The sequence below is a fragment of the Pseudomonas sp. YuFO20 genome (assembly GCF_035064975.1).
GTDB classification, from domain to species: Bacteria; Pseudomonadota; Gammaproteobacteria; order Pseudomonadales; family Pseudomonadaceae; genus Aquipseudomonas; species Aquipseudomonas putida_AE.
In genome coordinates this window covers 25886-48866 of the sequence record NZ_JAXDEO010000045.1, presented here as the reverse complement: position 1 = coordinate 48866, position 22981 = coordinate 25886, and the positions used below count along the sequence as shown (strand labels likewise).

General features: G+C 58.5%; 27 protein-coding genes. 6 read left to right on the top strand and 21 right to left on the bottom strand.

Annotation, left to right across the window (positions count from 1 at the left end; translation table 11 throughout):
- Window positions 1-202 precede the first annotated feature (202 nt).
- Genes SOP85_RS22965 through SOP85_RS22950 form a run of 4 tightly spaced genes read left to right on the top strand, consistent with a single transcriptional unit; the run spans window position 203 to window position 4188 of the window.
- The gene (locus SOP85_RS22965) at window positions 203-1129 is read left to right on the top strand and encodes a DUF72 domain-containing protein (protein WP_323607763.1); all 927 of its coding nucleotides are present in this window, start codon (window positions 203-205) and stop codon (window positions 1127-1129) included.
- Window positions 1126-1923 (top strand): endonuclease/exonuclease/phosphatase family protein, encoded by a 798-nt coding sequence (locus SOP85_RS22960; RefSeq protein ID WP_274074399.1) that lies wholly within the window; start codon window positions 1126-1128, stop codon window positions 1921-1923. The genes SOP85_RS22965 and SOP85_RS22960 overlap by 4 nt, the downstream gene beginning before the upstream one ends.
- Window positions 1920-3215 carry a cardiolipin synthase ClsB gene (clsB, locus tag SOP85_RS22955; protein WP_323607762.1) on the top strand — a complete coding sequence of 432 codons (1296 nt, stop codon included), beginning with the start codon at window positions 1920-1922 and terminating at the stop codon, window positions 3213-3215. The genes SOP85_RS22960 and clsB overlap by 4 nt, the downstream gene beginning before the upstream one ends.
- On the top strand, window positions 3202-4188 hold the full coding sequence (locus SOP85_RS22950) for a lysylphosphatidylglycerol synthase domain-containing protein (RefSeq protein ID WP_323628305.1): 987 nt from the start codon (window positions 3202-3204) through the stop codon (window positions 4186-4188). The genes clsB and SOP85_RS22950 overlap by 14 nt, the downstream gene beginning before the upstream one ends.
- 150 nt (window positions 4189-4338) lie before the next feature.
- Here the strand turns inward: SOP85_RS22950 and SOP85_RS22945 are convergent, their stop codons facing one another.
- The 3 genes from SOP85_RS22945 to SOP85_RS22935 all read right to left on the bottom strand — a co-directional run bounded on the left by SOP85_RS22945 (window position 4339) and on the right by SOP85_RS22935 (window position 7489).
- Window positions 4339-5097, bottom strand: a complete 759-nt coding sequence (locus SOP85_RS22945) for an alpha/beta hydrolase family protein (protein WP_323628304.1) — start codon at window positions 5095-5097, stop codon at window positions 4339-4341.
- The gene (locus SOP85_RS22940) at window positions 5087-6196 is read right to left on the bottom strand and encodes a DUF3182 family protein (protein WP_274074395.1); all 1110 of its coding nucleotides are present in this window, start codon (window positions 6194-6196) and stop codon (window positions 5087-5089) included. The genes SOP85_RS22945 and SOP85_RS22940 overlap by 11 nt, the downstream gene beginning before the upstream one ends.
- A 300-nt stretch (window positions 6197-6496) precedes the next feature.
- Window positions 6497-7489 carry a GlxA family transcriptional regulator gene (locus tag SOP85_RS22935; protein WP_274074394.1) on the bottom strand — a complete coding sequence of 331 codons (993 nt, stop codon included), beginning with the start codon at window positions 7487-7489 and terminating at the stop codon, window positions 6497-6499.
- Window positions 7490-7591: 102 nt separating this feature from the next.
- On the opposite strand from SOP85_RS22935, the gene SOP85_RS22930 reads away from it, so the two are divergent.
- Window positions 7592-8140: a cysteine hydrolase family protein gene (locus SOP85_RS22930; RefSeq protein ID WP_274074393.1), complete on the top strand. Its 549-nt coding sequence runs from the start codon at window positions 7592-7594 to the stop codon at window positions 8138-8140.
- 104 nt (window positions 8141-8244) lie between these two features.
- On the opposite strand, the gene SOP85_RS22925 is transcribed toward SOP85_RS22930, so the two are convergent.
- Both SOP85_RS22925 and SOP85_RS22920 read right to left on the bottom strand, forming a co-directional pair.
- Window positions 8245-8766: a single-stranded DNA-binding protein gene (locus tag SOP85_RS22925; protein ID WP_020799826.1), complete on the bottom strand. Its 522-nt coding sequence runs from the start codon at window positions 8764-8766 to the stop codon at window positions 8245-8247.
- 9 nt (window positions 8767-8775) lie between these two features.
- Window positions 8776-10173 (bottom strand): MFS transporter, encoded by a 1398-nt coding sequence (locus tag SOP85_RS22920; RefSeq protein ID WP_274074392.1) that lies wholly within the window; start codon window positions 10171-10173, stop codon window positions 8776-8778.
- 191 nt (window positions 10174-10364) lie between these two features.
- Between SOP85_RS22920 and uvrA the strand changes: the two genes are divergently transcribed.
- On the top strand, window positions 10365-13199 hold the full coding sequence (gene uvrA, locus SOP85_RS22915) for an excinuclease ABC subunit UvrA (protein ID WP_323607757.1): 2835 nt from the start codon (window positions 10365-10367) through the stop codon (window positions 13197-13199).
- Window positions 13200-13264: 65 nt separating this feature from the next.
- Here the strand turns inward: uvrA and bfr are convergent, their stop codons facing one another.
- The 16 genes from bfr to rpsN all read right to left on the bottom strand — a co-directional run bounded on the left by bfr (window position 13265) and on the right by rpsN (window position 22976).
- Window positions 13265-13729 carry a bacterioferritin gene (gene bfr / locus SOP85_RS22910; protein WP_008053867.1) on the bottom strand — a complete coding sequence of 155 codons (465 nt, stop codon included), beginning with the start codon at window positions 13727-13729 and terminating at the stop codon, window positions 13265-13267.
- 149 nt (window positions 13730-13878) lie between these two features.
- A complete protein-coding gene (locus SOP85_RS22905) occupies window positions 13879-15333 on the bottom strand; it encodes a catalase (protein ID WP_323628302.1) in 1455 nt (484 codons plus the stop codon).
- Window positions 15334-15569: 236 nt separating this feature from the next.
- Complete coding sequence (gene rplQ / locus SOP85_RS22900) at window positions 15570-15956, bottom strand: 50S ribosomal protein L17 (RefSeq protein ID WP_007970429.1); 387 nt, start codon at window positions 15954-15956, stop codon at window positions 15570-15572.
- Window positions 15957-15998: 42 nt separating this feature from the next.
- Window positions 15999-17000 (bottom strand): DNA-directed RNA polymerase subunit alpha, encoded by a 1002-nt coding sequence (locus SOP85_RS22895; RefSeq protein WP_007970428.1) that lies wholly within the window; start codon window positions 16998-17000, stop codon window positions 15999-16001.
- Between the two features lie 22 nt (window positions 17001-17022).
- Complete coding sequence (rpsD, locus tag SOP85_RS22890) at window positions 17023-17643, bottom strand: 30S ribosomal protein S4 (RefSeq protein ID WP_003176404.1); 621 nt, start codon at window positions 17641-17643, stop codon at window positions 17023-17025.
- An 18-nt stretch (window positions 17644-17661) separates the two neighbouring features.
- The gene (rpsK, locus tag SOP85_RS22885; RefSeq protein WP_002555466.1) at window positions 17662-18051 is read right to left on the bottom strand and encodes a 30S ribosomal protein S11; all 390 of its coding nucleotides are present in this window, start codon (window positions 18049-18051) and stop codon (window positions 17662-17664) included.
- A 30-nt stretch (window positions 18052-18081) separates the two neighbouring features.
- Window positions 18082-18438: a 30S ribosomal protein S13 gene (gene rpsM, locus SOP85_RS22880; protein WP_009045849.1), complete on the bottom strand. Its 357-nt coding sequence runs from the start codon at window positions 18436-18438 to the stop codon at window positions 18082-18084.
- A 130-nt stretch (window positions 18439-18568) separates the two neighbouring features.
- Window positions 18569-18685, bottom strand: a complete 117-nt coding sequence (gene rpmJ, locus SOP85_RS22875; RefSeq protein ID WP_002555468.1) for a 50S ribosomal protein L36 — start codon at window positions 18683-18685, stop codon at window positions 18569-18571.
- A gap of 24 nt (window positions 18686-18709) precedes the next feature.
- Window positions 18710-20038: a preprotein translocase subunit SecY gene (gene secY / locus SOP85_RS22870; RefSeq protein ID WP_274074389.1), complete on the bottom strand. Its 1329-nt coding sequence runs from the start codon at window positions 20036-20038 to the stop codon at window positions 18710-18712.
- Complete coding sequence (gene rplO / locus SOP85_RS22865) at window positions 20039-20476, bottom strand: 50S ribosomal protein L15 (protein ID WP_003228720.1); 438 nt, start codon at window positions 20474-20476, stop codon at window positions 20039-20041.
- Window positions 20477-20479: 3 nt separating this feature from the next.
- On the bottom strand, window positions 20480-20656 hold the full coding sequence (gene rpmD / locus SOP85_RS22860) for a 50S ribosomal protein L30 (RefSeq protein ID WP_003176408.1): 177 nt from the start codon (window positions 20654-20656) through the stop codon (window positions 20480-20482).
- A 2-nt stretch (window positions 20657-20658) separates the two neighbouring features.
- Window positions 20659-21159 carry a 30S ribosomal protein S5 gene (rpsE, locus tag SOP85_RS22855; RefSeq protein WP_003186035.1) on the bottom strand — a complete coding sequence of 167 codons (501 nt, stop codon included), beginning with the start codon at window positions 21157-21159 and terminating at the stop codon, window positions 20659-20661.
- A gap of 3 nt (window positions 21160-21162) precedes the next feature.
- On the bottom strand, window positions 21163-21513 hold the full coding sequence (rplR, locus tag SOP85_RS22850) for a 50S ribosomal protein L18 (RefSeq protein ID WP_003186037.1): 351 nt from the start codon (window positions 21511-21513) through the stop codon (window positions 21163-21165).
- 10 nt (window positions 21514-21523) lie between these two features.
- Window positions 21524-22057 (bottom strand): 50S ribosomal protein L6, encoded by a 534-nt coding sequence (gene rplF, locus SOP85_RS22845; protein WP_003176412.1) that lies wholly within the window; start codon window positions 22055-22057, stop codon window positions 21524-21526.
- A gap of 12 nt (window positions 22058-22069) precedes the next feature.
- Entirely contained in the window at window positions 22070-22462 is a 393-nt protein-coding gene (gene rpsH / locus SOP85_RS22840) for a 30S ribosomal protein S8 (protein ID WP_008065722.1), read from the bottom strand.
- A gap of 208 nt (window positions 22463-22670) precedes the next feature.
- Window positions 22671-22976 carry a 30S ribosomal protein S14 gene (gene rpsN, locus SOP85_RS22835; RefSeq protein ID WP_003176414.1) on the bottom strand — a complete coding sequence of 102 codons (306 nt, stop codon included), beginning with the start codon at window positions 22974-22976 and terminating at the stop codon, window positions 22671-22673.
- Window positions 22977-22981 lie beyond the last annotated feature (5 nt).

Here is a 22981-nt window from a genome sequence, read left to right as displayed (position 1 = left end):
GATCCCCCGTAGGAGCCGGCTTGCTGGCGATAGCGATATGTCGGTCACATCCATGTCGAATGGGCCGCCGCCATCGCCAGCAAGCCGGCTCCTACGAGTTTTGTGGTGACTTGTAAAACGTGACCGTCCGTAGCTCCATCGAAACTTTCGCCACTGCCCCACAGTCATCAAAAGATCAGGGGCCAGTCACACGGGAGGCGACATGGCGGCGATTCACATCGGTATTTCAGGTTGGCGCTACACGCCCTGGCGGGGGGATTTCTACCCGAAGGGCCTGGCCCAGAGGCGCGAATTGCAATTCGCCTCACGGGCGGTCAACAGCATCGAGATCAATGGATCGTTCTACGCCCTGCAACGGCCCGAACGCTATGCCCAGTGGTATGCCGAAACCCCGGCGCACTTTGTGTTCAGCGTCAAAGCCCCGCGTTTCATCACCCATATCAAGCGTCTGCGTGACATCCACAAACCCCTGGCGAATTTCTTCGCCTCCGGGGTGCTGGAACTCAAGGAAAAACTCGGCCCGATTCTTTGGCAGTTTCCGCCCAACTTCAAATTCGACGCCGAACTGTTCGAAACCTTCCTCGAACAATTGCCCCACGACACCCAACAGGCCGCCGCCCTCGCCCGCCAGCACGATTCCCATGTAAACGGCCACGCCAGCCTGAAGGCGAGCAGGAAACAGCCCTTGCGCCATGCCGTGGAAATCCGCAACGAGAGCTTCATCGACCCGCTATTTGTCCGCCTGCTCAAACGCCACAACACGGCCCTGGTCATCGCCGACACCGCTGGCAAATGGCCGTACCGCGAGGACCTCACCAGCGATTTCGTGTACCTGCGGCTGCACGGTGCAGAAGAGCTCTACGCCAGCGGCTACACCCCTCAGGCACTGAAGCGTTGGGGCGACCGGATCGAGGCCTGGCATCAGGGGCGGCAACCGGCCGATCCGCATTTGATCGCGCCGCGCCTGAAACCCAGGGCGCGCAAGTCTCGGGAAGTGTTCTGCTATTTCGATAACGACATCAAGGTTCGCGCGCCCTTCGATGCGCGTCGTTTGCTGGAGCGCTTCGACCTCGACAAAGAGCTGCTCACTGCCCCCGGCGAACCCGCTGCCGAAGGAGTGTTGCCATGAGCATTTCCGAACCGGTTGGTACCACCGACGAGCAGGCGACCATCGAGAGCACGGTGCACCGTTTCACCGTGCTGACGGTCAACACCCACAAGGGTTTCACGGCGTTGAACCGGCGCTTCATCCTGCCTGAACTGCGCGAAGCGGTGCGCAGCGTGTCTGCCGACGTGGTGTTTCTGCAGGAGGTACACGGCACCCACGAACATCATCCCAAGCGCTACGACAATTGGCCGGCGATACCCCAGTACGAATTCCTCGCCGATACCCTCTGGCCGCAGTTTGCCTACGGCCGCAACGCGGTCTATCCGGCAGGCGATCACGGTAATGCCTTGCTGTCGAAATTCCAGATCGTTCGCCACGACAACCTCGACGTGTCCATCAGCGGCCACGAGAACCGCGGCATTTTGCACTGCGTGCTGCGCCTCCCTGGCGAAGGCCCGGAGGTGCATGCCATATGCGTTCATCTCGGATTGCGCGAAAACCACCGCAATGAACAGCTCAAGTTGCTGGAGCGCCGTCTTGAGTCGTTGCCAGGCGACGCGCCGGTGATCGTGGCCGGTGATTTCAATGACTGGCGCCAACGCGCCGATGCCTTGCTCAAGCCCTGCGGTTTGCGCGAAGTGTTCGCCGAGCACCATGGCAAGCCGGCGCGCAGTTTTCCCGCGCGCTTGCCGACCCTGCGCCTGGACCGCATCTACGTGCGCAACCTCAAGGCCAGCCGTCCGCAGGTACTGGCCACCCGGCCCTGGTCACACCTTTCGGATCACGCACCGTTGTCGGTGGAGATTGAGCTATGAGTAGCCCGTCGATGGAAAAAACCGCGCTGGAAAAAACGATAGCCGCGCCGCCCATGAGCGAGCCGCAAAGGGTCGACGTCGAGTACGGCTGGCAGGGAAACAATCGGGTCGAACTGTTGGAAAATGGCGAAGCCTATTTCCCCAGGGTGTTCGAGGCCATGCGCCAGGCCAAAACCGAGATCCTCCTGGAAACCTTCATTGTGTTCGAGGACAAGGTGGGCGAAGAACTGAAGGACGTGCTCATCGAGGCGGCTCAACGGGGCGTACGCGTGACGGCCAGTTTTGACGGGTTTGGCTGCGGAGAGTTGTCTGCCGGGTATCTCACCGCCCTGAGCGGTGCCGGCGTGCATTTGCAGATGTTCGACCCGGCCCCCAAGCGCCTGGGCATCCGCACCAATTGGTTCCGCCGCCTGCATCGCAAGATCGTGGTGGTGGACGGAACGCTTGCGTTCATCGGCGGGATCAACTTCTCCGCCGATCATCTGGCCGACTTCGGCCCGGAAGCCAAACAGGATTATTCGGTTGAAGTGCAAGGCCCGGCGGTGGCCGACATCCATCACTTTGCCCTGCTGCAATGCGGTCGCCCGGCCCGCGCGAAATACTGGTGGCAACGCCGTCGGCAACGGCGCTCGGAACTGGTCGTGACCGATCACGATGGCCAGGTGCGGCTGGTGTACCGCGACAACGCCGAGCATTCGACCGATATCGAAGAGGTTTACCGCCTGGCGCTGCGCACGGCGCAGCGGCGCGTGGTCATCGCCAACGCCTACTTTTTTCCAGGCTATCGCTTGCTGCGCGAGATCCGTAACGCGGCGCGCCGCGGCGTTGAAGTGCGCCTGATCCTGCAGGGCCAGCCGGATATGCTGGTGGCCAAACTGGCAGCGCGCATGACTTACGATTACCTGCTCAAGTCCGGTGTGAAAATCTTCGAATACTGCGACCGCCCACTGCACGGCAAGGTCGCGTTGGTGGACGAAGACTGGAGCACCGTCGGCTCGAGCAACCTCGACCCGTTGAGCCTGTCGATGAACCTGGAGGCCAACGTGTTGATCCGTGACCGTGCGTTCAACCGTGACCTGTTCGAACGGCTCGAGGAACTCAGCGATAATCATTGCAAGGCCATGTCCGTGGATAAAGCCCCGCGCGGGCGAATCTGGCACATGACCGTGGGCTTCATGGTGTTTCACTTCCTGCGGCATTTTCCGGCATGGGCCGGCTGGTTGCCCGCGCACAAACCACGATTGAAAGCATTCACCCCACCGACCGGGAGCGATCAACATGAGCCGCACTGAAGCGCAGGCGGCGTCCCACGCCGAGCACCCGGCAAAATCGCGCTGGAGCCGTTGGAAAAGACCGTTGACGATGCTGTTTTTCCTGGCGCTGATCGTCCTCTTGACGATGTTCGCCCAGCGCATTGAATGGAACGAAGTGTTCGAGACCCTGACCGATTTCAAGGTACGCACCTTGATCATCGCGGCCGGCCTGACCCTGGTGAGTTTTCTGGTCTACGCCTGTTTCGACCTGATTGGCCGCACCTACATCCGCCAGGACCTGACGTGGAAACAGATCCTGCCGGTGGGCATCATCAGCTACGCCTTCAACCTCAATCTGAGCGCCTGGGTCGGCGGCATTGCCATGCGGTATCGCCTGTATTCACGGCTCGGGGTGAGTAAATCCAACATTGCGAAAATCCTCGGCCTGAGCCTGGCGACCAACTGGTTCGGCTACATGATGATCGCCGGCGCGGTGTTCAGCAGCGGACTGGTGCGCATGCCTCCAGGCTGGAAACTGAGCAGCGGCGCGTTACAGGCGGTGGGCGTGTTGCTGCTATTGGTGAGTGCGGGGTATCTGGCGGCGTGCCAGTTCTCCAAGCGTCGGGAATGGTCGATTCGCGGGGTGGAAATCAACTTGCCGTCGCTGCGCATGGCAATCCTGCAACTGGCCCTGGGGGCGCTGAACTGGTCGTTGATGGCCGCAGTGATTTTCACCCTGTTGCCGAGCAAATTGGACTATCCGCTGGTGCTGGGTGTGTTGCTGATCAGCGCCATCGCCGGGGTCATCACCCACATTCCGGCCGGGCTCGGTGTGCTGGAAGCGGTGTTCGTGGCACTGCTGCAACACGAGGCCTCGCGGGGCAGCCTGGTGGCGGGGTTGCTGGCTTATCGGGCGATCTATTTCCTGTTGCCGCTGTTGATCACGCTGGTGATGTACCTGCTGGTGGAGGCCAAGGCCAAGTCGTTGCGGATCTCGAAGAAGCCCAAGTGATTTGTGCTGTTTTCGAAGCCGCCATCGCGAGCAAGCTCGCTCCCACAATGACCGGTGTAAACAGAACATTTGTAAGCACCAGTGACCCTGTGGGAGCGAGCTTGGTCCGGGCGGCGTTACGACGATGGCGTCCGAAAGAACACCACAAAATCATGTGGACTGAATAATGCTCAACCGCTCACCCACCACCATTTCCGTGATCCAGTCCACCAGGATCGAGGTGTAGGCCTGCTGTGAAACGGGTTCACTCAGCGCATGATCGGCCCCATCGATGATGCGGTGAGTCAGCGAGTGGGTCTGCTGACACGCCGCGCGATAACTCATGATGGTCGCGTGGGGTACGTAGACATCGGTTTCCGACTCTACCAGCAACACATCCCCGGTAAATTGCGAACAGGCATGCAGCGCCCGGTTGCTATCGGCGCGCACCAGGGTGCTGCGGTAGTCGCGCAGGTCGAGCTTGTCCAGGTCGCGCTTGGGCGTGTGCCATTGATCGTCGCGGTACAGCGCCGGCACCCGCAACGCCAGCCAGCGCACCGGCCGCAGCGAAGTGAGGATCGAAGCCAGGTAACCGCCGTAGCTGGTGCCAACCACGGCAATCGCCGAGGTATCCAGCGCCGGGTGCGCGAGCAAACGGTCGTAGGCCGCCAGCAGGTCGCGCAGGTTGTCTTCGCGGGTTACGCGGGTCAGCGGAATACCCGTGCCGCCGGTGTGCCCGCGTAGATCGAAGGTCAAACAGACACAACCCAATCCGGCGATACCCTTCGCCCGTTCCAGGTCTCGCTCCTGACTGCCGCCCCAGCCGTGCACAAACAACACGCCGGGGACTTTCGATTTGGGGCTGAGAAAAGTCCCGCTCATCTGTTCGTCGTCGATGTCGATTTGAATGCTTTCGCTTCTAGCCGTCATAGGATTTGACCGTTACGTACTTGAGGAGGAAATCGCTGTTTTCCGCCGGCCCGCGGTACACCTCGATGGCGTCCGCCGGCAAGGGTTGATCGATGTAGGTCTCCACCGAAGACACGCGAATCGCGCGCATCCCCGGATCGTTGACGAAGCTCTGCAAGGCTGCGATTTCAGCGCTGCTAGCCCCACCCATGCGCCAGGATTGCTCGAGCACGCCGCTGCGTTGCTGGCCATCACTGGCGATACCCTGGGCGATGTCGTAATTGCGCCGTGAGGCGTAGAAACCGGGATAGGCTTCATCTGCGGCACCGTCAAATACCTGAGCCTGCCGGATCGCCAGTTGCACATCGTCGGGCAAATCCAGGGTCAGCAGATCGTCGTAGCCACCCTGCACCACCAGCAGGTTGGAACCACCATAGACCTCTTCGCCGTGGGCGTCTGTGGTCAAGTATTGATCACCGCAGTAACTGAGCACCTTTTCACCAATGAAACTCTGCCCGACGCTGTGGGTAATCACCTGGTCCAGGTCCTGCTCCAGCACCACGCCTTCACTGAACAGCGCTTTCGCATCAGGACGGGCGAGGATTTCGTCGAACTGGTCGAGGCTCTTGATGACTTCCTGACCACGCCCGGCACAGGCATGGATCGGCTTGATGCGGATCGCGCCGCTGTAGAGCAGATGCTCCGCCGCCGGACGCGCATCCTCGAACGAGAACACACTCAGACCATCAAGCACCACAGTGCGCACCCGTTCGGAAAACAACGGCGCCCAGCCTTGCGGAGCATGGGCATGTCGATTCAACAAACCATGGCTGATGGCTTTGGTGCAGATGAAATCATGCTCGACATAACCGCCCCACAAATCCTCCGGTCCCTTGACGCCCAAATGCCGGGCGGCTGCGGCCCCCACCAGGGTCTGGGTCGGTAACAGATAGATGTCTCGACCGCTGTGTACCTGCGGGTCGTAGCTGCCGCCGAATTTGAGCCCGAGGATTTGCGCCAGCCAACGGGCCAGGGCGCGATTGGTTTCGACTTCGTGCACTGGCGCATCGTCGCGCACCGAATGGGCGACGACCAGCTTCTTGCGGTTTGTTGGGGTCATGCGTCCCCCTTCAGTTGTCGCGATATGAATGTAGCTGATGGGGTGCAGGGTTCAGGCCAACCGCCTGCTGAGAAAAATGCTATGTAAATCAGCCTGTAGCAGAAACGATGGTGGCACCGCGCCCGCCTTATTCTGCACGACCGGATTTTTCATACCGGCATTTTGCACGATTCAAACCTGACATCGCCCCCCTGTGGGAGCGGGCTCGCTCGCGAAAGCAATCTTCCAGTCCCACCAGTTTTGACTGACATACCCCATTCGCGAGCAAGCCCGCTCCTACAGGGTCGTGTGATGCAGCCGCTAACGGGTTGCAACACTGGGCATCACCCCAAACCGCGCGCGATAATCACTCGGCGCCAGCCCGGTAATCTTCTTGAACGTCGAACGAAACGCTCCCGGATCCTGATACCCGACGGTCCAGGCAATGTGATCGATGGTGCCGTTGGTAAACTCGAGCATTTCCCGAGCCTTGCCGACCCGCAGATGCTGGCAATATTCCGTAGGCTTGAGCCCCGTCGCCGCGCGGAAACGGCGCAGGAACGTACGCTCTTCCAGCCCTGCCCGCTCAGCCATGGTCGCCAGCGAGACATCGGTGGCGCCCGTGCTTTGCAGCCAGTGTTGAACCTTGAGAATCGAGGCATCGCCATGGTTGAGAATCGGCGCGAAATTGCTGCCGCACTCACTGGCGCTGTCGCTGTGTTCCACCACCAGGAAACGCGCAGTGCCGGTGGCAATGCTCGGCCCCAACAGACGATCCACCAGGCGCAGTCCCAATTCAGACCAGGCCATCAGTCCGGCGGTGGTAATCAGGTCACCGTCATCGACGATGGGAGTATCGGCCTTGAGCTTGATCGCCGGGTAACGCTCGCTGAAGGACTTTGCCGAAGTCCAGTGAGTGGTGGCGCTGCGCCCGTCGAGCAATCCGCTTTCAGCCAACAGCAGCGAACCCACGCAGACGCCCCCGAGGGTCGCGCCGCTGGCGTGTTGTTGGCGCAGCCAGCGCAGCAACGGCTGCGGCGCCTGGCCTTCGGTGAACCCGGCAATCGACGGTGGAATCAATACCGCCACCAATGCGTCGTCTGTCGCGGGATGACTGTCATAGACGCGCGACGGTGCCTGCTGGCCATCGACCTGCCAATGGCTCACGCGCAGCAAGGGCAAGCGCGCCTCTTGATGCTCGGCGGCGATCCGGTTGGCCACCCCGAACAGGTCCGTCAAGCCATGCACCGCCGCCATCTGCGCGCCGGGATAGATCAACACGCCCAGCTCGGCGATCGCCCTTTGTGCATCCATTGTCAGTTTTCCCCCTTCTATTGTCGGTGCGGCCAATCCCCGGACGCTCGGCCAGGGCCAATACTCCATTCCACACCCAAACCGCACTTCGAGGAAACAGTCATGGCCAAGCAAGCACTCATCGTAGTCGATATCCAAAAAGACTACTTCCCAGAAGGCAAGTGGCCGCTGGCCGGCGCCGATGCCGCGGCAGACAACGCCGTCCGTCTGCTCAAGGCCTTTCGTGATGCCGGGGATTCGGTGGTGCACATCCGCCACGAATTCACTTCCGAAGACGCACCGTTTTTCACCCCAGGCTCCGACGGCGCCAAGCTGCACCCTAAAGTGCTCAACCAGGACAATGAGCCAGTGGTGCTCAAACACTTCGTCAACTCGTTCCGCGAAACCGAACTGCAGTCCATTCTCGACGAGCAAGGCATCAAGGAACTGGTGGTGGTCGGCAGCATGAGCCACATGTGTGTCGACGGCATCACCCGCGCCGCCAACGACCTCGGCTACAGCGTCACAGTGATCCACGATGCCTGTGCCTCCCGTGACCTGGAGTTCAACGGTGTGACCGTTCCGGCGGCTCATGTACATGCAGCCTTCATGTCGGCCCTGGGCTTTGCCTACGCCAACGTGGTGTCCACGGACGAATTCCTCGCGAACTGAAACTTCTTTTAAGGAATTTCACCGCAAAAAAAACCCGCACTTCAGATCGAAGTGCGGGTTTTGTTTTTCAGCTCGCCGCTTGTAGCTCGGGGCTTACCGCTGTTTTAGAATGGAATATCGTCATCGAAGCTGTCGAAGTCCGGAGCCGGCTGCGGAGCGGCCTGCTGAGGAGCCGGGCGCGACTGTTGCGGGGCCGACTGCTGTGGACGCGGAGCCTGCTGGCGTGGCGCGGATTGCTGGTAGTTGTTACCACCGCCCTGGCCTTGCTGGTCACCCTGCTGTGGACGACCGCCCAGCAATTGCATGGTGCCTTGCATGTCGACCACGATTTCAGTGGTGTAACGCTTGATACCGTCTTTTTCCCACTCGCGGGTTTGCAGCTTGCCTTCGATGTAGACCTGCGAACCTTTACGCAGGTATTCGCCGGCGATCTCTGCGACCTTGCCGAACATCGACACACGGTGCCATTCGGTTTTTTCGACTTTCTGACCGGTTTGCTTGTCGGTCCACTGTTCGCTGGTTGCCAGACTCAGGTTGGTCACGGCGTTGCCATTCGGCAGGTAACGAACTTCAGGATCCTGGCCGCAAGTGCCGACCAATATGACTTTGTTAACCCCACGGGCCATTACGTTCTCCTAGGCTACGCACGCTGCCCCGGCCGGGTTGTTCACCAGGCGCTCAAGGGTGGTGCGATCCAATAGTTCGGTGTCCAATTTGATGTAAATGGCCGCCTCATCAGCGACTATCACTGCATCTGTTACCCCTACGACGGCCTTCAGGCGCTCAACCAGCCCCGCTTCGCGGATCGCCTCGGGCGACAATGGCAAGCGCAGGCTTGTCACGTAGGGAGGTTCACGCATGGTAACAGCAAAGGCCAGCCAGAGGGCAGCCAGACCGGCGCATCCAAGGAACACAACCGACAGACCGCCATGCTGGAACAGCCAGCCGCCGAGTATGCCGCCCAGTGCCGAGCCGAGGAACTGACTGGTGGAATAGACCCCCATTGCCGTGCCCTTGCCACCCGCCGGTGAAACCTTGCTGATCAACGACGGCAACGAAGCTTCCAGCAGATTGAAGGCCGTGAAAAACACCACGGTTCCAATCACCAGAGCCCGCAAGCTATCGCCGAACTGCCAGAAGAATAGCTCAGTGAGCATCAGCGTCACGACGGCGCCGAGCAAAACTCGTTTCATTTTGCGTCGCTTCTCGCCGTAGATGATGAACGGGATCATGGCGAAGAAGGAAATCAGCAACGCGGTCAGGTACACCCACCAATGCTGTTCCTTGGGGAGCCCGGCTTTTTCGACCAGCGCCAGGGGCAAGGCAACGAAACTCGACATCAGCATCGCGTGCAACACGAAGATACCAAGATCCAGGCGCAGCAGGTCCGGGTGCTTGAGCGTCGGTATCAATGCCTGGCGGGCGACGCCGGATTCACGGTGCTGCAACGGCCCCGTGGAGCGCGGCACCATGAACATCACGATCACGATACCGACCAGTGCCATGCCACCGGTGGCCAGGAACAATCCGGAAAGGCCGAAAGCACGGGTCAGCAACGGCCCCACCACCATGGCAACCGCAAACGACAGGCCGATCGTCATGCCGATCATGGCCATGGCTTTAGTCCTATGCTGCTCGCGGGTCAGGTCGGACAGCAAGGCCATCACCGCCGCGGAAATCGCCCCGGCACCTTGCAGGATGCGCCCGGCGATGACGCCCCAGATCGAGTCGGCGTTGGCCGCCAGGACGCTGCCGAGGGCGAAGACGATCAGCCCCAGGTAAATCACCGGGCGGCGCCCGATGCGGTCGGAAATGAAACCGAAGGGAATCTGGAAAATCGCCTGGGTCAGGCCGTAAGCGCCAATCGCCAGCCCGATGAGGGCCGGGGTCGCTCCCGCCAGGTCCATGCCATAGGTCGCCAATACCGGCAACACCATGAACATGCCAAGCATACGGAAGGCGAACACCAGGGCCAGACCGCTTGCTGCGCGGGTCTCACTGCCACTCATGCGTTCGCTGTGGGGATCGTGCATGGAAAAACCTCATGTGAACCGGCGGCGATTCTACCAGTCCCATCGATTGACAGGGTATATCGCGACGCTTTGCCACGTGTAGATGAAAGAGCTTTCATGTAAGGCGACAAAACCAGTATTCGATAGTGTGCATCCATCCAGTATTTGGCCGTATACTCCTACGTTTTCGACGCCCGCCGAGCGAGGCCACTTTGGACAAGATCCTGATTCGTGGGGCCCGAACCCACAACCTGAAGAACATCGACCTGACCCTGCCAAGGGACAAGCTGATCGTCATCACCGGCCTGTCCGGCTCCGGCAAGTCCTCCCTGGCTTTCGACACGCTGTACGCCGAAGGCCAGCGTCGTTATGTCGAGTCGCTGTCGGCCTACGCCCGGCAGTTCCTGTCGATGATGGAAAAACCTGACGTCGACACCATCGAAGGCCTGTCGCCGGCGATCTCCATCGAACAGAAGTCGACCTCGCACAACCCGCGTTCGACCGTCGGCACCATCACCGAAATCTACGACTACCTGCGCCTGCTGTATGCACGCGTCGGCATTCCGCGCTGCCCGGACCACGACATTCCCCTGGAAGCGCAGACCGTCAGCCAGATGGTCGACCTGGTCCTCGCCGAACCGGAGGGCAGCAAGCTGATGCTGCTGGCCCCGGTCATTCGCGAGCGCAAGGGTGAACACCTTTCAGTCTTCGAAGAGCTGCGCGCCCAGGGTTTCGTCCGGGCCCGGATCAACGGCAAGCTGTATGAGCTGGATGAAGCGCCCAAGCTCGACAAGCAGAAAAAACATACCATCGATGTCGTGGTCGACCGTTTCAAGGTTCGCGCCGATCTGCAACAGCGCCTGGCCGAATCGTTCGAGACCGCGCTGAAACTGGCAGACGGCATCGCCCTGGTGGCGCCGATGGACGACGAGCCGGGCGAAGAGATGATCTTCTCCGCGCGTTTTGCCTGCCCGATCTGTGGCCATGCCATCAGCGAACTCGAGCCCAAGCTGTTTTCCTTCAACAACCCGGCCGGCGCCTGCCCGACCTGTGATGGCCTGGGGGTCAAGCAGTTCTTCGACATCAAGCGCCTGGTCAACGGTGAACTGACCCTGGCAGAAGGCGCGATTCGCGGCTGGGACCGGCGCAACGTCTATTATTTCCAGATGCTCGGCTCGCTGGCCTCCCACTACAAGTTCAGCCTGGAAGTGCCGTTCAACGAACTGCCGGCCGATCAGCAGAAGAGCATCCTGCACGGCAGCGGTTCGCAAAACGTCGATTTCAAATACCTGAATGACCGGGGCGATATCGTCAAGCGCTCGCACCCGTTCGAAGGCATCGTGCCCAACCTGGAGCGTCGTTATCGCGAAACCGAGTCGGCCTCGGTACGCGAAGAACTGGCCAAGTTCCTCAGCACCCAGTCCTGCCCTGATTGCCGCGGCACCCGCCTGCGTCGTGAGGCGCGGCATGTGTGGGTCGGCGAGAAAACCCTGCCGGCGGTGACCAACCTGCCCATCGGCGATGCCTGCGATTATTTCGGTGGGTTGAAGCTGACTGGCCGTCGTGGCGAGATTGCCGACAAGATCCTCAAGGAAATTCGCGAACGCCTGCAGTTCCTGGTCAACGTCGGCCTCGATTATCTGTCGCTGGATCGCAGCGCGGACACCCTGTCCGGTGGCGAGGCCCAGCGTATTCGCCTGGCCAGCCAGATCGGCGCCGGCCTGGTCGGCGTCCTGTACATCCTCGACGAACCTTCGATCGGCCTGCACCAACGCGATAACGACCGGTTGCTCGGCACCCTGAAACACCTGCGAGACATCGGCAACACGGTAATCGTGGTCGAGCACGATGAAGACGCGATTCGCTTGGCCGACTATGTCGTGGATATCGGCCCGGGCGCGGGGGTTCACGGTGGGCACATCGTCGCCGAAGGTACGCCGGCCGAGGTAATGGCGCATCCCGACTCCCTGACCGGCAAGTACCTGTCGGGCCGGGTGAAGATCGCGGTGCCGGCCAAACGTACGCCGCGCAACAAAAAGCTGTCGCTGACACTCAAGGGTGCCCGTGGCAACAACCTGCGCAATGTCGACCTGGAGATCCCGATCGGCCTGCTGACCTGCGTGACCGGCGTGTCCGGCTCAGGCAAGTCGACGCTGATCAACAACACGCTGTTTCCGCTGAGCGCCACGGCACTCAACGGTGCAACCACCCTCGAAGCGGCCGCTCACGACAGCATCAAGGGCCTGGAGCACCTGGACAAGGTCGTCGACATCGACCAGAGCCCCATCGGTCGTACGCCGCGTTCCAACCCGGCCACCTACACCGGCCTGTTCACGCCGATTCGCGAGCTGTTTGCCGGCGTGCCGGAATCTCGCTCCCGCGGTTATGGCCCCGGGCGTTTCTCCTTCAACGTCAAGGGCGGACGCTGCGAGGCCTGCCAGGGTGATGGCCTGATCAAGGTGGAAATGCACTTCCTGCCGGACATCTACGTGCCCTGCGATGTCTGCAAGAGCAAGCGCTACAACCGTGAAACCCTCGAGATCAAGTACAAGGGCAAGAGCATCCATGAAACCCTCGAGATGACCATCGAGGAAGCCCGGGAGTTCTTCGATGCGGTACCGGCCCTGGCGCGCAAGCTGCAAACGTTGATGGACGTCGGTCTGTCGTACATCAAGCTGGGGCAATCGGCGACCACGCTGTCCGGCGGTGAAGCCCAGCGGGTGAAACTGTCCCGCGAGCTGTCCAAGCGTGATACCGGCAAGACCCTGTACATCCTCGACGAACCCACCACCGGGCTGCACTTCGCGGACATCCAGCAACTGCTGGACGTGTTGCATCGCCTGCGTGACCACGGCAACACCGTGGTGGTGATCGAGCACAACCTGGACGTCATCAAGACCGCCGACTGGCTGGTGGACCTGGGGCCGGAAGGAGGTTCGAAGGGCGGGCAGATCATTGCCGTCGGCACGCCTGAGGAAGTATCCGAGATGAAGCAGTCCCATACCGGTTACTACCTCAAGCCTTTGCTGGAGCGCGACCGGGCCTGATCGACCCCCATGAAAAAGCCCCTGTCACTTCATCAGTGACAGGGGCTTTTTTGTATCCGCCGCAATCAGGTGTGGGATTGCAGGTAATTCTCGAGACCGATCAACTTGATCAGGCCCAACTGCTTCTCGAGCCAGTAGGTGTGATCTTCTTCGGTGTCATGCAACTGGACCCGCAGCATTTCGCGGCTGACATAGTCCTTGTGCTGCTCGCAGAGCTTGATGCCCTTGCACAGCGCAGCCCGTACCTTGTATTCCAGGCGCAGATCCGCTTCGAGCATCTCCGTCACTGTGGTGCCGACATCCAGATCGTCCGGACGCATGCGCGGCGTGCCTTCGAGCATCAGGATCCGGCGCATCAGTGCATCAGCGTGTCCTGCTTCCTCTTCCATCTCGTGGTTGATTCGTTCGTAGAGCTTGGTGAAACCCCAGTCCTCATACATCCGCGAGTGGACGAAATATTGATCACGCGCGGCCAGTTCGCCGGTCAGCAACGTGTTGAGGTAATCGATAACGTCTGGGTGGCCTTGCATCGCCCTACATCTCCCTGCTTGAAAGTCTGTAGTTTGAACCAACCTGGCGCTAACGTCACTCGGAAGACGCAATAAAAGCGAAGATATTCTGAGAAAAGCAGCTTAAATAACGCAAAAACCGCCCAATTAAGGGCGGTTCTGCTTCTCATTTAGACTTCGTTAAGCTGTACGTTGAGCAGCGTTGCGATTGCTTCTCCATACGCCGGATCGGCCTTGAAGAAGTGCTGTAACTGGCGATCGACGACGTCGCTCGAGACACCCGCCATGGCGCTGGCAATGTTATTGACCAGCAGCGCTTTCTGCTCGTCACTCATCAGGCGGAACAGCGCGCCGGCATGGCTGTAGTAATCGGTGTCTTCGCGATGATCATAGCGATCAGCCGCACCGCTCAAGGCCATCGCCGGTTCAGCATAACGAGGTGCCTGTTTTGGCGACTCGATGTAGCTGTTTGGCTCGTAGTTCGGCGCTGCACCGCCATTGCTGCCAAAAGCCATGGAGCCATCACGCTGGTAGGTGTTCACCGGACTGCGTGGCGCGTTCACTGGCAACTGCTGGTGATTGGTGCCGACACGGTAGCGGTGTGCATCAGCGTAAGCGAACACACGACCTTGCAGCATGCGGTCTGGCGAAAGACCGACGCCTGGCACCATGTTGCTGGGGCCGAACGCGGCTTGCTCGACTTCGGCGAAGTAGTTCAGCGGGTTTCGATTGAGCTCCAACTCACCGACTTCGATCAACGGGAACTCCTTCTGCGACCAGGTCTTGGTCACGTCGAACGGGTTCTCGTAGTGCACCGCGGCCTGAGCCTCGGTCATGATCTGGATGCACACACGCCATTTCGGGAATTCACCGCGTTCGATGGCTTGGAACAAGTCGCGCTGGGCGTAATCCGGATCGGTACCCGCCAGGCGCGCCGCCTCTGCGGGCGCGAGATTCTTGATCCCTTGTTGGGTCTTGTAGTGCCACTTGACCCAATGACGCTCGCCATTGGCGCTGATCAGGCTGTAAGTGTGGCTGCCGAAGCCGTGCATATGACGGTAGCCATCAGGAATGCCCCGGTCGGAGAACAGAATGGTGACCTGGTGCAGCGCTTCCGGAGAGTGCGACCAGAAGTCCCACATGGCCTGTGCGCTTTTCAGATTGCTTTGCGGCAGGCGTTTTTGGGTGTGGATAAAGTCCGGGAATTTCAGCGGATCACGGATGAAGAACACCGGCGTATTGTTGCCGACAATGTCCCAGTTGCCTTCCTCGGTGTAGAACTTCAGCGCGAAACCACGAGGATCGCGCTCGGTATCCGCTGAACCGCGTTCACCACCGACAGTGGAAAATCGCAGGAAGGTTGGCGTTTGCTTACCGACGGTCTCGAAGAGCTTGGCGCTGGTGTATTGGGTGATATCCCGCGTAACAGTAAAGGTACCGTAGGCGCCTGAGCCTTTGGCGTGCACACGGCGTTCCGGGATGTTTTCGCGGTTGAAGTGTGCCAGCTTTTCGATCAGGTGGAAGTCGTCGAGCAGCAGTGGGCCGCGAGGGCCGGCGGAACGGGAATTCTGGTTATCGGCAACAGGAGCGCCACTGGCGGTGGTAAGCGTTTTGTTTTGGCTCATGCGATCTTCCTTCATCTATCGGTCTTGAACTGCCGGCTATCGGCTGAGAAGGAGTATTGATCATCGCTATGACGGCTACAAATTCATTAACCTGTAGACATCGATAGAGAAATACTAATGATCATCCCCATCACATAATGACGACGTGACGAAGGAGAGACTTGTACAAAGGGCGCGTTTATTACAGGCACAAAAAACCGGGCACTAGGCCCGGTTTTTTGTTTCAGACTGACGTCTTACTCGGCAGATACAGCTTCGCCAGCAGTAGCACGATCAACCAACTCGACGTACGCCATAGGCGCGTTGTCGCCAGCGCGGAAACCGCACTTGAGGATGCGCAGGTAGCCACCCTCACGGGTAGCGTAACGCTTGCCCAGGTCGTTGAAGAGCTTACCAACGATAGCTTTCGAACGAGTACGGTCGAAAGCCAGACGACGGTTAGCAACGCTATCTGTCTTGGCCAAAGTGATCAGCGGCTCGGCAACGCGGCGCAGTTCTTTAGCTTTTGGCAGAGTCGTTTTGATCAGCTCGTGCTCGAACAGCGACACCGCCATGTTTTGGAACATGGCCTTGCGGTGCGAGCTGGTGCGGCTCAGGTGACGACCACTTTTACGATGACGCATGGTTCATTCCTTACCAAACACTACGTTCGGTGATTACGACGATCAGGCAGTCGCCTTGTCGTCCTTCTTAAGACTTGCAGGCGGCCAGTTGTCGAGGCGCATGCCGAGGGACAGACCGCGGGAGGCCAGAACGTCCTTGATTTCAGTCAAGGATTTCTTGCCCAGGTTCGGAGTCTTCAACAGCTCTACTTCGGTACGCTGAATCAGGTCGCCGATGTAGTAGATGTTTTCCGCCTTAAGGCAGTTAGCCGAACGTACAGTCAGTTCCAGATCGTCAACCGGGCGAAGCAGGATCGGATCGATCTCGTCTTCCTGCTCGACAACCACTGGCTCACTGTCACCTTTGAGGTCGACGAACGCAGCCAACTGCTGTTGCAGAATGGTTGCAGCACGGCGGATAGCCTCTTCAGGATCCAGAGTACCGTTGGTTTCCAGATCAATAACCAGCTTGTCCAGGTTAGTACGCTGTTCGACACGGGCGTTTTCCACCACGTATGCGATACGGCGAACCGGGCTGAACGAAGAGTCAAGCTGCAAGCGACCGATGCTGCGGCTTTCGTCTTCATCGCTCTGACGCGAGTCTGCCGGTTCATAACCACGACCACGAGCTACTACGAGCTTCATGTTCAGGGCGCCGTTAGACGCCAGGTTAGCGATTACGTGATCGGGATTAACGATCTCGACATCATGATCCAGCTGAATATCGGCAGCGGTAACCACCCCCGAACCCTTCTTCGACAAGGTCAGCGTAACTTCGTCACGGCCGTGCAGCTTGATAGCCAGACCTTTAAGGTTCAACAGGATTTCAATTACGTCTTCCTGTACACCTTCGATGGCGCTGTACTCGTGGAGCACACCGTCAATCTCGGCCTCGACTACTGCACAGCCGGGCATTGAGGACAACAGGATGCGGCGCAGCGCGTTGCCCAGGGTGTGGCCAAAGCCACGCTCGAGAGGCTCGAGCGTGATCTTGGCGCGGGTTGGACTGACAACTTGCACATCAATGTGGCGAGGTGTCAGGAACTCATTTACCGAAATCTGCATGGATGCACCTATTTTCTAGCCCTTACTTGGAGTAGAGCTCGACAATCAGGCTTTCGTTGATGTCGGCGGACAGATCACTGCGAGCTGGAACGTTCTTGAAAACGCCCGACTTCTTCTCAGTGTCTACTTCTACCCATTCTACGCGGCCACGTTGGGCACACAGATCGAGAGCTTGGACAATGCGAAGTTGGTTTTTTGCTTTCTCGCGAACAGCGACCACGTCACCAGCACGAACCTGGTAGGACGGAACGTTAACGGTCTGACCGTTTACGCTGATCGACTTGTGCGATACCAGCTGACGGGATTCGGCACGAGTAGAACCAAAGCCCATACGGTATACAACGTTGTCCAGACGGCATTCGAGCAGTTGCAGCAGGTTTTCACCGGTTGCACCTTTCTTGCCAGCAGCTTCTTTGTAGTAGCCGCTGAATTGACGCTCGAGAACGCCGTAGATACGACGGACCTTCTGCTTTTCACGCAGTTGGGTGCCGTAGTCGGACTGGCGACCGCGGCGTTGGCCGTGGATACCAGGTGCTGCTTCAATGTTGCACTTCGATTCGATCGCGCGCACGCCGCTCTTCAGAAAGAGATCGGTGCCTTCGCGACGAGCGAGTTTGCATTTTGGACCAATGTAACGAGCCATTCTTTACAATCTCCTGGATTACACGCGGCGCTTCTTCGGCGGACGGCACCCGTTGTGCGGGATTGGCGTCACGTCGGTGATGCTGGCGATCTTGTAGCCACAGCCGTTCAAAGCGCGGACTGCGGATTCACGACCTGGACCTGGACCTTTGACGTTTACGTCGAGGTTTTTCAGGCCGTATTCCAGCGCAGCTTGACCAGCACGTTCAGCAGCTACTTGAGCAGCAAACGGGGTGGACTTGCGGGAACCGCGGAAACCCGAACCACCGGAGGTAGCCCAGGAAAGAGCGTTACCTTGACGGTCGGTAATGGTCACGATGGTGTTGTTAAAAGATGCATGGATGTGGGCGATGCCATCAACCACTGTCTTTTTAACTTTTTTACGAGGACGAGCAGCAGGTTTTGCCATGATAATTTTCCTGTCGATTCGCTGGGGCGATTACTTGCGGATCGGCTTACGCGGACCTTTACGGGTACGCGCGTTGGTCTTGGTACGCTGACCGCGTACTGGCAGACCACGACGATGACGCAGACCGCGATAGCAACCGAGGTCCATCAAGCGCTTGATTTTCATGTTGATTTCGCGACGCAGGTCACCTTCAGTGGTGAACTTCGCCACTTCGCCACGCAGCTGTTCAATCTGCTCGTCGCTCAGATCTTTGATCTTTGCTGCTGGGTTTACCCCAGTCTCTGCACAAATTTTCTGTGCAGTAGTGCGACCAACACCATAGATGTAGGTCAGCGAGATAACAGTATGCTTGTTATCTGGAATGTTAACGCCTGCAATACGGGCCATTCAGTGGGACTCCAATTGACAGCTACCTACGCCCCGGAAGCCAAGAAATAGGGCGCGAGATAATATCGCTGTAATAACAAATAATCAACCCGGCAGCGCACTAGCTGCCGGGCTTGAAGCACAATCACACTCAGCCTTGGCGCTGTTTGTGACGCGGTTCCGCGCTGCAAATTACTCGAACAACACCTTCGCGGCGAATAATCTTGCAGTTACGGCACAGCTTTTTCACCGATGCACGAACTTTCATCACCAACTCCTCGAACCTTATGGGTCAGCGCAGCATGCCGCTGCCGTAACCCTTCAGGTTGGCTTTCTTCATCAGGGATTCGTACTGGTGCGAAACGAGGTGCGATTGTACTTGGGACATGAAGTCCATCACAACCACGACGACGATCAGCAACGAGGTCCCGCCAAGGTAGAACGGAACGTTGGCTGCAACCACCAGGAACTGGGGCAACAGGCACACGGCCGTCATGTAAAGAGCACCGAACAGGGTCAAACGAGTCAGAACGCCATCAATGTAGCGCGCAGACTGCTCACCTGGACGGATGCCCGGAATAAAGGCACCGGACTTCTTCAGGTTTTCCGCTACGTCTTTCGGATTGAACATCAACGCCGTATAGAAGAAGCAGAAGAAAATAATCCCTGCACTAAACAGCAGAATATTCAACGGCTGACCAGGAGCGATCGACTGCGAGATGTCCTGCAACCAGCCCATACCTTCAGACTGACCGAACCAGGCACCCAGCGAAGCCGGGAACAGCAAAATGCTGCTCGCGAAAATGGCCGGAATAACACCGGCCATGTTCACTTTCAACGGCAAGTGGCTAGTCTGCGCAGCGAAGACCTTGCGGCCCTGCTGACGCTTGGCGTAGTGAACAGCGATACGACGCTGACCACGCTCAATGAACACCACGAAACCGATGATCGCTACTGCCAGCAAACCGATGGCAACCAGGGCGAAGATGTTGATATCACCCTGACGTGCAGACTCGAAAGACTGCCCGATCGCTCTCGGAAGACCGGCGACGATACCCGAAAAAATCAACATCGAGATACCGTTGCCAACACCACGCTCAGTAATCTGCTCACCCAGCCACATCATGAACATCGCACCAGCCACAAAAGTGGTTACCGCGACGAAATGGAAGCTAAAGTCACCAGTGAACGAAACGCCCTGCCCCGCCAGACCAATGGACATGCCAATAGCCTGGACAAGAGCGAGGACGACAGTGAGGTAGCGGGTGTACTGGCTGATCTTGCGACGGCCAGCTTCACCTTCCTTCTTCAACTGCTCCAGCTGCGGGCTGACGGCTGACATCAGTTGCATGATGATCGATGCCGAAATGTACGGCATGATCCCCAGTGCAAAGATGCTCATCCGCTCCAGCGCGCCGCCGGAAAACATGTTGAACAAGCTAAGAATGGTCCCCTCATTCTGTCGAAACAGGTCCGCGAGTCGGTCCGGGTTGATACCTGGAACCGGGATGTGTGCGCCTATTCGGTAGACGATAATCGCCAGGAACAGAAAACGCAGACGAGCCCAGAGTTCAGACATACCGCCTTTGCCGAGCGCAGAGAGAGCACCTTGCTTAGCCATTTATTCCTCGAACTTGCCGCCAGCTGCTTCGATAGCCGCACGCGCACCTTTGGTGGCGCCGATTCCCTTGCCGATAGTGACAGCGCGAGTCACTTCACCGGACAGCATGATTTTCACACGCTGTACGTTGACGTTGATCACGTTGGCATCTTTCAGGGACTGCACGGTGACGATGTCGCCTTCCACTTTGGCCAGCTCGGACAGACGCACTTCTGCGCGGTCCATGGCTTTCAGGGAAACGAAACCGAACTTCGGCAGGCGACGATGCAGCGGCTGTTGACCGCCTTCAAAGCCTGGAGCAATGGTGCCACCGGAGCGGGAAGTCTGACCTTTGTGACCACGGCCACCAGTCTTACCCAAACCACTACCGATACCACGGCCCGGACGATGCTTTTCGCGACGGGAACCCGGCGCTGGACTCAGATCATTGAGTTTCATCGATTAACCCTCGACACGCAGCATGTAGTAAGCCTTGTTGATCATCCCGCGATTCTCGGGAGTATCCTGGACTTCTACAGTGTGACCGATGCGACGCAGACCCAGACCCTTAACGCACAGTTTGTGGTTAGGGATGCGGCCGGTCATGCTTTTGATCAGCGTAACTTTAACGGTAGCCATGATCAGAAGATCTCCTTGACGCTTTTGCCACGCTTGGCGGCAATGGATTCAGGAGACTGCATAGCCTTCAGACCCTTGAAAGTGGCGTGAACCACGTTTACAGGGTTAGTCGAGCCGTAGCACTTGGCCAGAACGTTCTGAACGCCAGCAACTTCGAGAACGGCACGCATAGCGCCGCCAGCGATGATACCGGTACCTTCAGAAGCAGGCTGCATGTACACCTTCGAAGCGCCATGGGCGGACTTCATTGCGTACTGCAGGGTGGTGCCGTTCAGATCAACCTGGATCATGTTGCGGCGAGCAGCTTCCATTGCCTTCTGGATCGCAGCAGGCACTTCACGCGACTTGCCACGGCCGAAGCCAACACGCCCTTTACCATCACCAACCACGGTCAACGCGGTGAAAGTGAAGATACGGCCGCCTTTAACGGTTTTGGCTACGCGGTTAACTTGAACCAGCTTCTCGATGTAGCCTTCGTCGCGCTTTTGGTCGTTATTTGACATAACTTAGAACTCCAGCCCAGCTTCACGAGCAGCATCAGCCAGCGCTTTAACGCGGCCGTGGTACTTGAAGCCAGAGCGGTCGAAAGCCACCTGCGAGACGCCAGCGGCCTTAGCACGCGTAGCGACCAGCTGGCCAACCTTAGTGGCCGCGTCGATGTTGCCAGTGGCGCCATCACGCAGTTCTTTATCCAAAGTCGAGGCGCTTGCCAGGACTTTGTTGCCGTCGGCCGAAATGACCTGGGCGTAGATGTGCTGCGAAGAGCGGAACACGCAGAGACGCACGACTTCGAGTTCGTGCATTTTCAGGCGTGCTTTGCGAGCGCGACGCAGTCGAGTAACTTTTTTGTCGGTCATTTGCTATGCCCTACTTCTTCTTGGCTTCTTTACGACGGACGACTTCGTCCGCGTAGCGCACACCTTTGCCTTTGTACGGCTCTGGTGGACGGAAGTCGCGGATCTCGGCGGCCACTTGACCTACCAGCTGCTTGTCGATGCCCTTGATCAGGATATCGGTCTGGCTAGGAGTCTCAGCGGTGATGCCTTCCGGCAGTTCGTAATCCACTGGATGCGAGAAGCCAAGAGCCAGGTTCAGCACTGTGCCTTTTGCTTGCGCTTTGTAACCAACACCGACCAGCTGGAGCTTGCGCTCGAAGCCTTGGCTTACGCCTTGGACCATGTTGTTTACCAACGCACGAGTGGTACCAGCCATTGCGCGAGTTTGTTGATCGCCATTGCGAGCAGCGAAACGCAGCTCACCAGCTTCTTCAACGATCTCAACGGACGAATGGATGTTCAGTTCGAGAGTGCCCTTGGCACCCTTCACCGAAAGCTGTTGGCCTGCGAATTTTACTTCGACGCCGGCTGGCAGCTTAACGGGGTTCTTAGCGACGCGAGACATGCTTATCCCCCCTTAGAACACAGTGCAAAGAACTTCGCCGCCGACACCGGCAGCGCGCGCAGCACGATCAGTCATCACACCCTTGTTGGTGGAGACGATAGACACACCGAGACCGCCACGAACTTTTGGCAGATCATCGACGGACTTGTACTGACGCAGGCCTGGACGGCTAACGCGCTTCACTTCTTCGATAACCGGACGGCCTTCGAAATATTTCAGCTCGATAGACAGCAGTGGTTTGGTTTCGCTGCTGATCTGATAACCCGCGATGTAACCTTCGTCCTTCAGGACTTTGGCAACAGCTACCTTCAACGTGGAAGATGGCATGCTTACGACGGACTTTTCAGCCATCTGGGCATTACGGATTCGAGTTAGCATGTCCGCTAACGGGTCCTGCATACTCATGGGCTAGACGCTCCTAATACAGAAAAATTAGCCTTGCGGCTACTACGTGTCGCCGAGAATCTCCGGGTAAAAAAACACGGGCTCAGGCGAGCCGGGTATTCTAGACACACTCCGGAAATGAAACAAGCCCCAAAAGGGGCTTGTTCCAGATTCAAGGCCACCGGTGGTCAGGTTCTTGCGAACCATCGCACCGAGACTTTGACAGTACTTACCAGCTGGCTTTAACCAGACCTGGTACGTCACCACGCATTGCCGCTTCACGCAGTTTGTTACGGCCGAGGCCGAACTTGCGGTAAACGCCGTGTGGACGACCGGTCAGGCGGCAGCGGTTACGCATGCGCGAAGCGCTTGCGTCACGTGGCTGCTTCTGCAGGGCTACTGTAGCTTCCCAACGTGCTTCTGGACTTGCGTTCAGATCAACGATGATAGCTTTCAGTGCTGCACGCTTCTTGGCGTACTTGGCAACCGTGAGCTGACGCTTCAGCTCGCGGTTTTTCATGCTCATCTTGGCCATGGTCC

What these genes read in the sequence shown, in the direction of transcription:
- SOP85_RS22965 (WP_323607763.1), top strand. Translation starts at nt 203, where the DNA reads ATGGCGGCGATTCACATCGGTATTTCAGGTTGGCGCTACACGCCCTGG.
- SOP85_RS22960 (WP_274074399.1), top strand. Translation starts at nt 1,126, where the DNA reads ATGAGCATTTCCGAACCGGTTGGTACCACCGACGAGCAGGCGACCATC.
- clsB (WP_323607762.1), top strand. Translation starts at nt 1,920, where the DNA reads ATGAGTAGCCCGTCGATGGAAAAAACCGCGCTGGAAAAAACGATAGCC.
- SOP85_RS22950 (WP_323628305.1), top strand. Translation starts at nt 3,202, where the DNA reads ATGAGCCGCACTGAAGCGCAGGCGGCGTCCCACGCCGAGCACCCGGCA.
- SOP85_RS22945 (WP_323628304.1), bottom strand. Translation starts at nt 5,097, where the DNA reads ATGACGGCTAGAAGCGAAAGCATTCAAATCGACATCGACGACGAACAG.
- SOP85_RS22940 (WP_274074395.1), bottom strand. Translation starts at nt 6,196, where the DNA reads ATGACCCCAACAAACCGCAAGAAGCTGGTCGTCGCCCATTCGGTGCGC.
- SOP85_RS22935 (WP_274074394.1), bottom strand. Translation starts at nt 7,489, where the DNA reads ATGGATGCACAAAGGGCGATCGCCGAGCTGGGCGTGTTGATCTATCCC.
- SOP85_RS22930 (WP_274074393.1), top strand. Translation starts at nt 7,592, where the DNA reads ATGGCCAAGCAAGCACTCATCGTAGTCGATATCCAAAAAGACTACTTC.
- SOP85_RS22925 (WP_020799826.1), bottom strand. Translation starts at nt 8,766, where the DNA reads ATGGCCCGTGGGGTTAACAAAGTCATATTGGTCGGCACTTGCGGCCAG.
- SOP85_RS22920 (WP_274074392.1), bottom strand. Translation starts at nt 10,173, where the DNA reads ATGCACGATCCCCACAGCGAACGCATGAGTGGCAGTGAGACCCGCGCA.
- bfr (WP_008053867.1), bottom strand. Translation starts at nt 13,729, where the DNA reads ATGCAAGGCCACCCAGACGTTATCGATTACCTCAACACGTTGCTGACC.
- SOP85_RS22905 (WP_323628302.1), bottom strand. Translation starts at nt 15,333, where the DNA reads ATGAGCCAAAACAAAACGCTTACCACCGCCAGTGGCGCTCCTGTTGCC.
- rplQ (WP_007970429.1), bottom strand. Translation starts at nt 15,956, where the DNA reads ATGCGTCATCGTAAAAGTGGTCGTCACCTGAGCCGCACCAGCTCGCAC.
- SOP85_RS22895 (WP_007970428.1), bottom strand. Translation starts at nt 17,000, where the DNA reads ATGCAGATTTCGGTAAATGAGTTCCTGACACCTCGCCACATTGATGTG.
- rpsD (WP_003176404.1), bottom strand. Translation starts at nt 17,643, where the DNA reads ATGGCTCGTTACATTGGTCCAAAATGCAAACTCGCTCGTCGCGAAGGC.
- rpsK (WP_002555466.1), bottom strand. Translation starts at nt 18,051, where the DNA reads ATGGCAAAACCTGCTGCTCGTCCTCGTAAAAAAGTTAAAAAGACAGTG.
- rpsM (WP_009045849.1), bottom strand. Translation starts at nt 18,438, where the DNA reads ATGGCCCGTATTGCAGGCGTTAACATTCCAGATAACAAGCATACTGTT.
- rpmJ (WP_002555468.1), bottom strand. Translation starts at nt 18,685, where the DNA reads ATGAAAGTTCGTGCATCGGTGAAAAAGCTGTGCCGTAACTGCAAGATT.
- secY (WP_274074389.1), bottom strand. Translation starts at nt 20,038, where the DNA reads ATGGCTAAGCAAGGTGCTCTCTCTGCGCTCGGCAAAGGCGGTATGTCT.
- rplO (WP_003228720.1), bottom strand. Translation starts at nt 20,476, where the DNA reads ATGAAACTCAATGATCTGAGTCCAGCGCCGGGTTCCCGTCGCGAAAAG.
- rpmD (WP_003176408.1), bottom strand. Translation starts at nt 20,656, where the DNA reads ATGGCTACCGTTAAAGTTACGCTGATCAAAAGCATGACCGGCCGCATC.
- rpsE (WP_003186035.1), bottom strand. Translation starts at nt 21,159, where the DNA reads ATGTCAAATAACGACCAAAAGCGCGACGAAGGCTACATCGAGAAGCTG.
- rplR (WP_003186037.1), bottom strand. Translation starts at nt 21,513, where the DNA reads ATGACCGACAAAAAAGTTACTCGACTGCGTCGCGCTCGCAAAGCACGC.
- rplF (WP_003176412.1), bottom strand. Translation starts at nt 22,057, where the DNA reads ATGTCTCGCGTCGCTAAGAACCCCGTTAAGCTGCCAGCCGGCGTCGAA.
- rpsH (WP_008065722.1), bottom strand. Translation starts at nt 22,462, where the DNA reads ATGAGTATGCAGGACCCGTTAGCGGACATGCTAACTCGAATCCGTAAT.
- rpsN (WP_003176414.1), bottom strand. Translation starts at nt 22,976, where the DNA reads ATGGCCAAGATGAGCATGAAAAACCGCGAGCTGAAGCGTCAGCTCACG.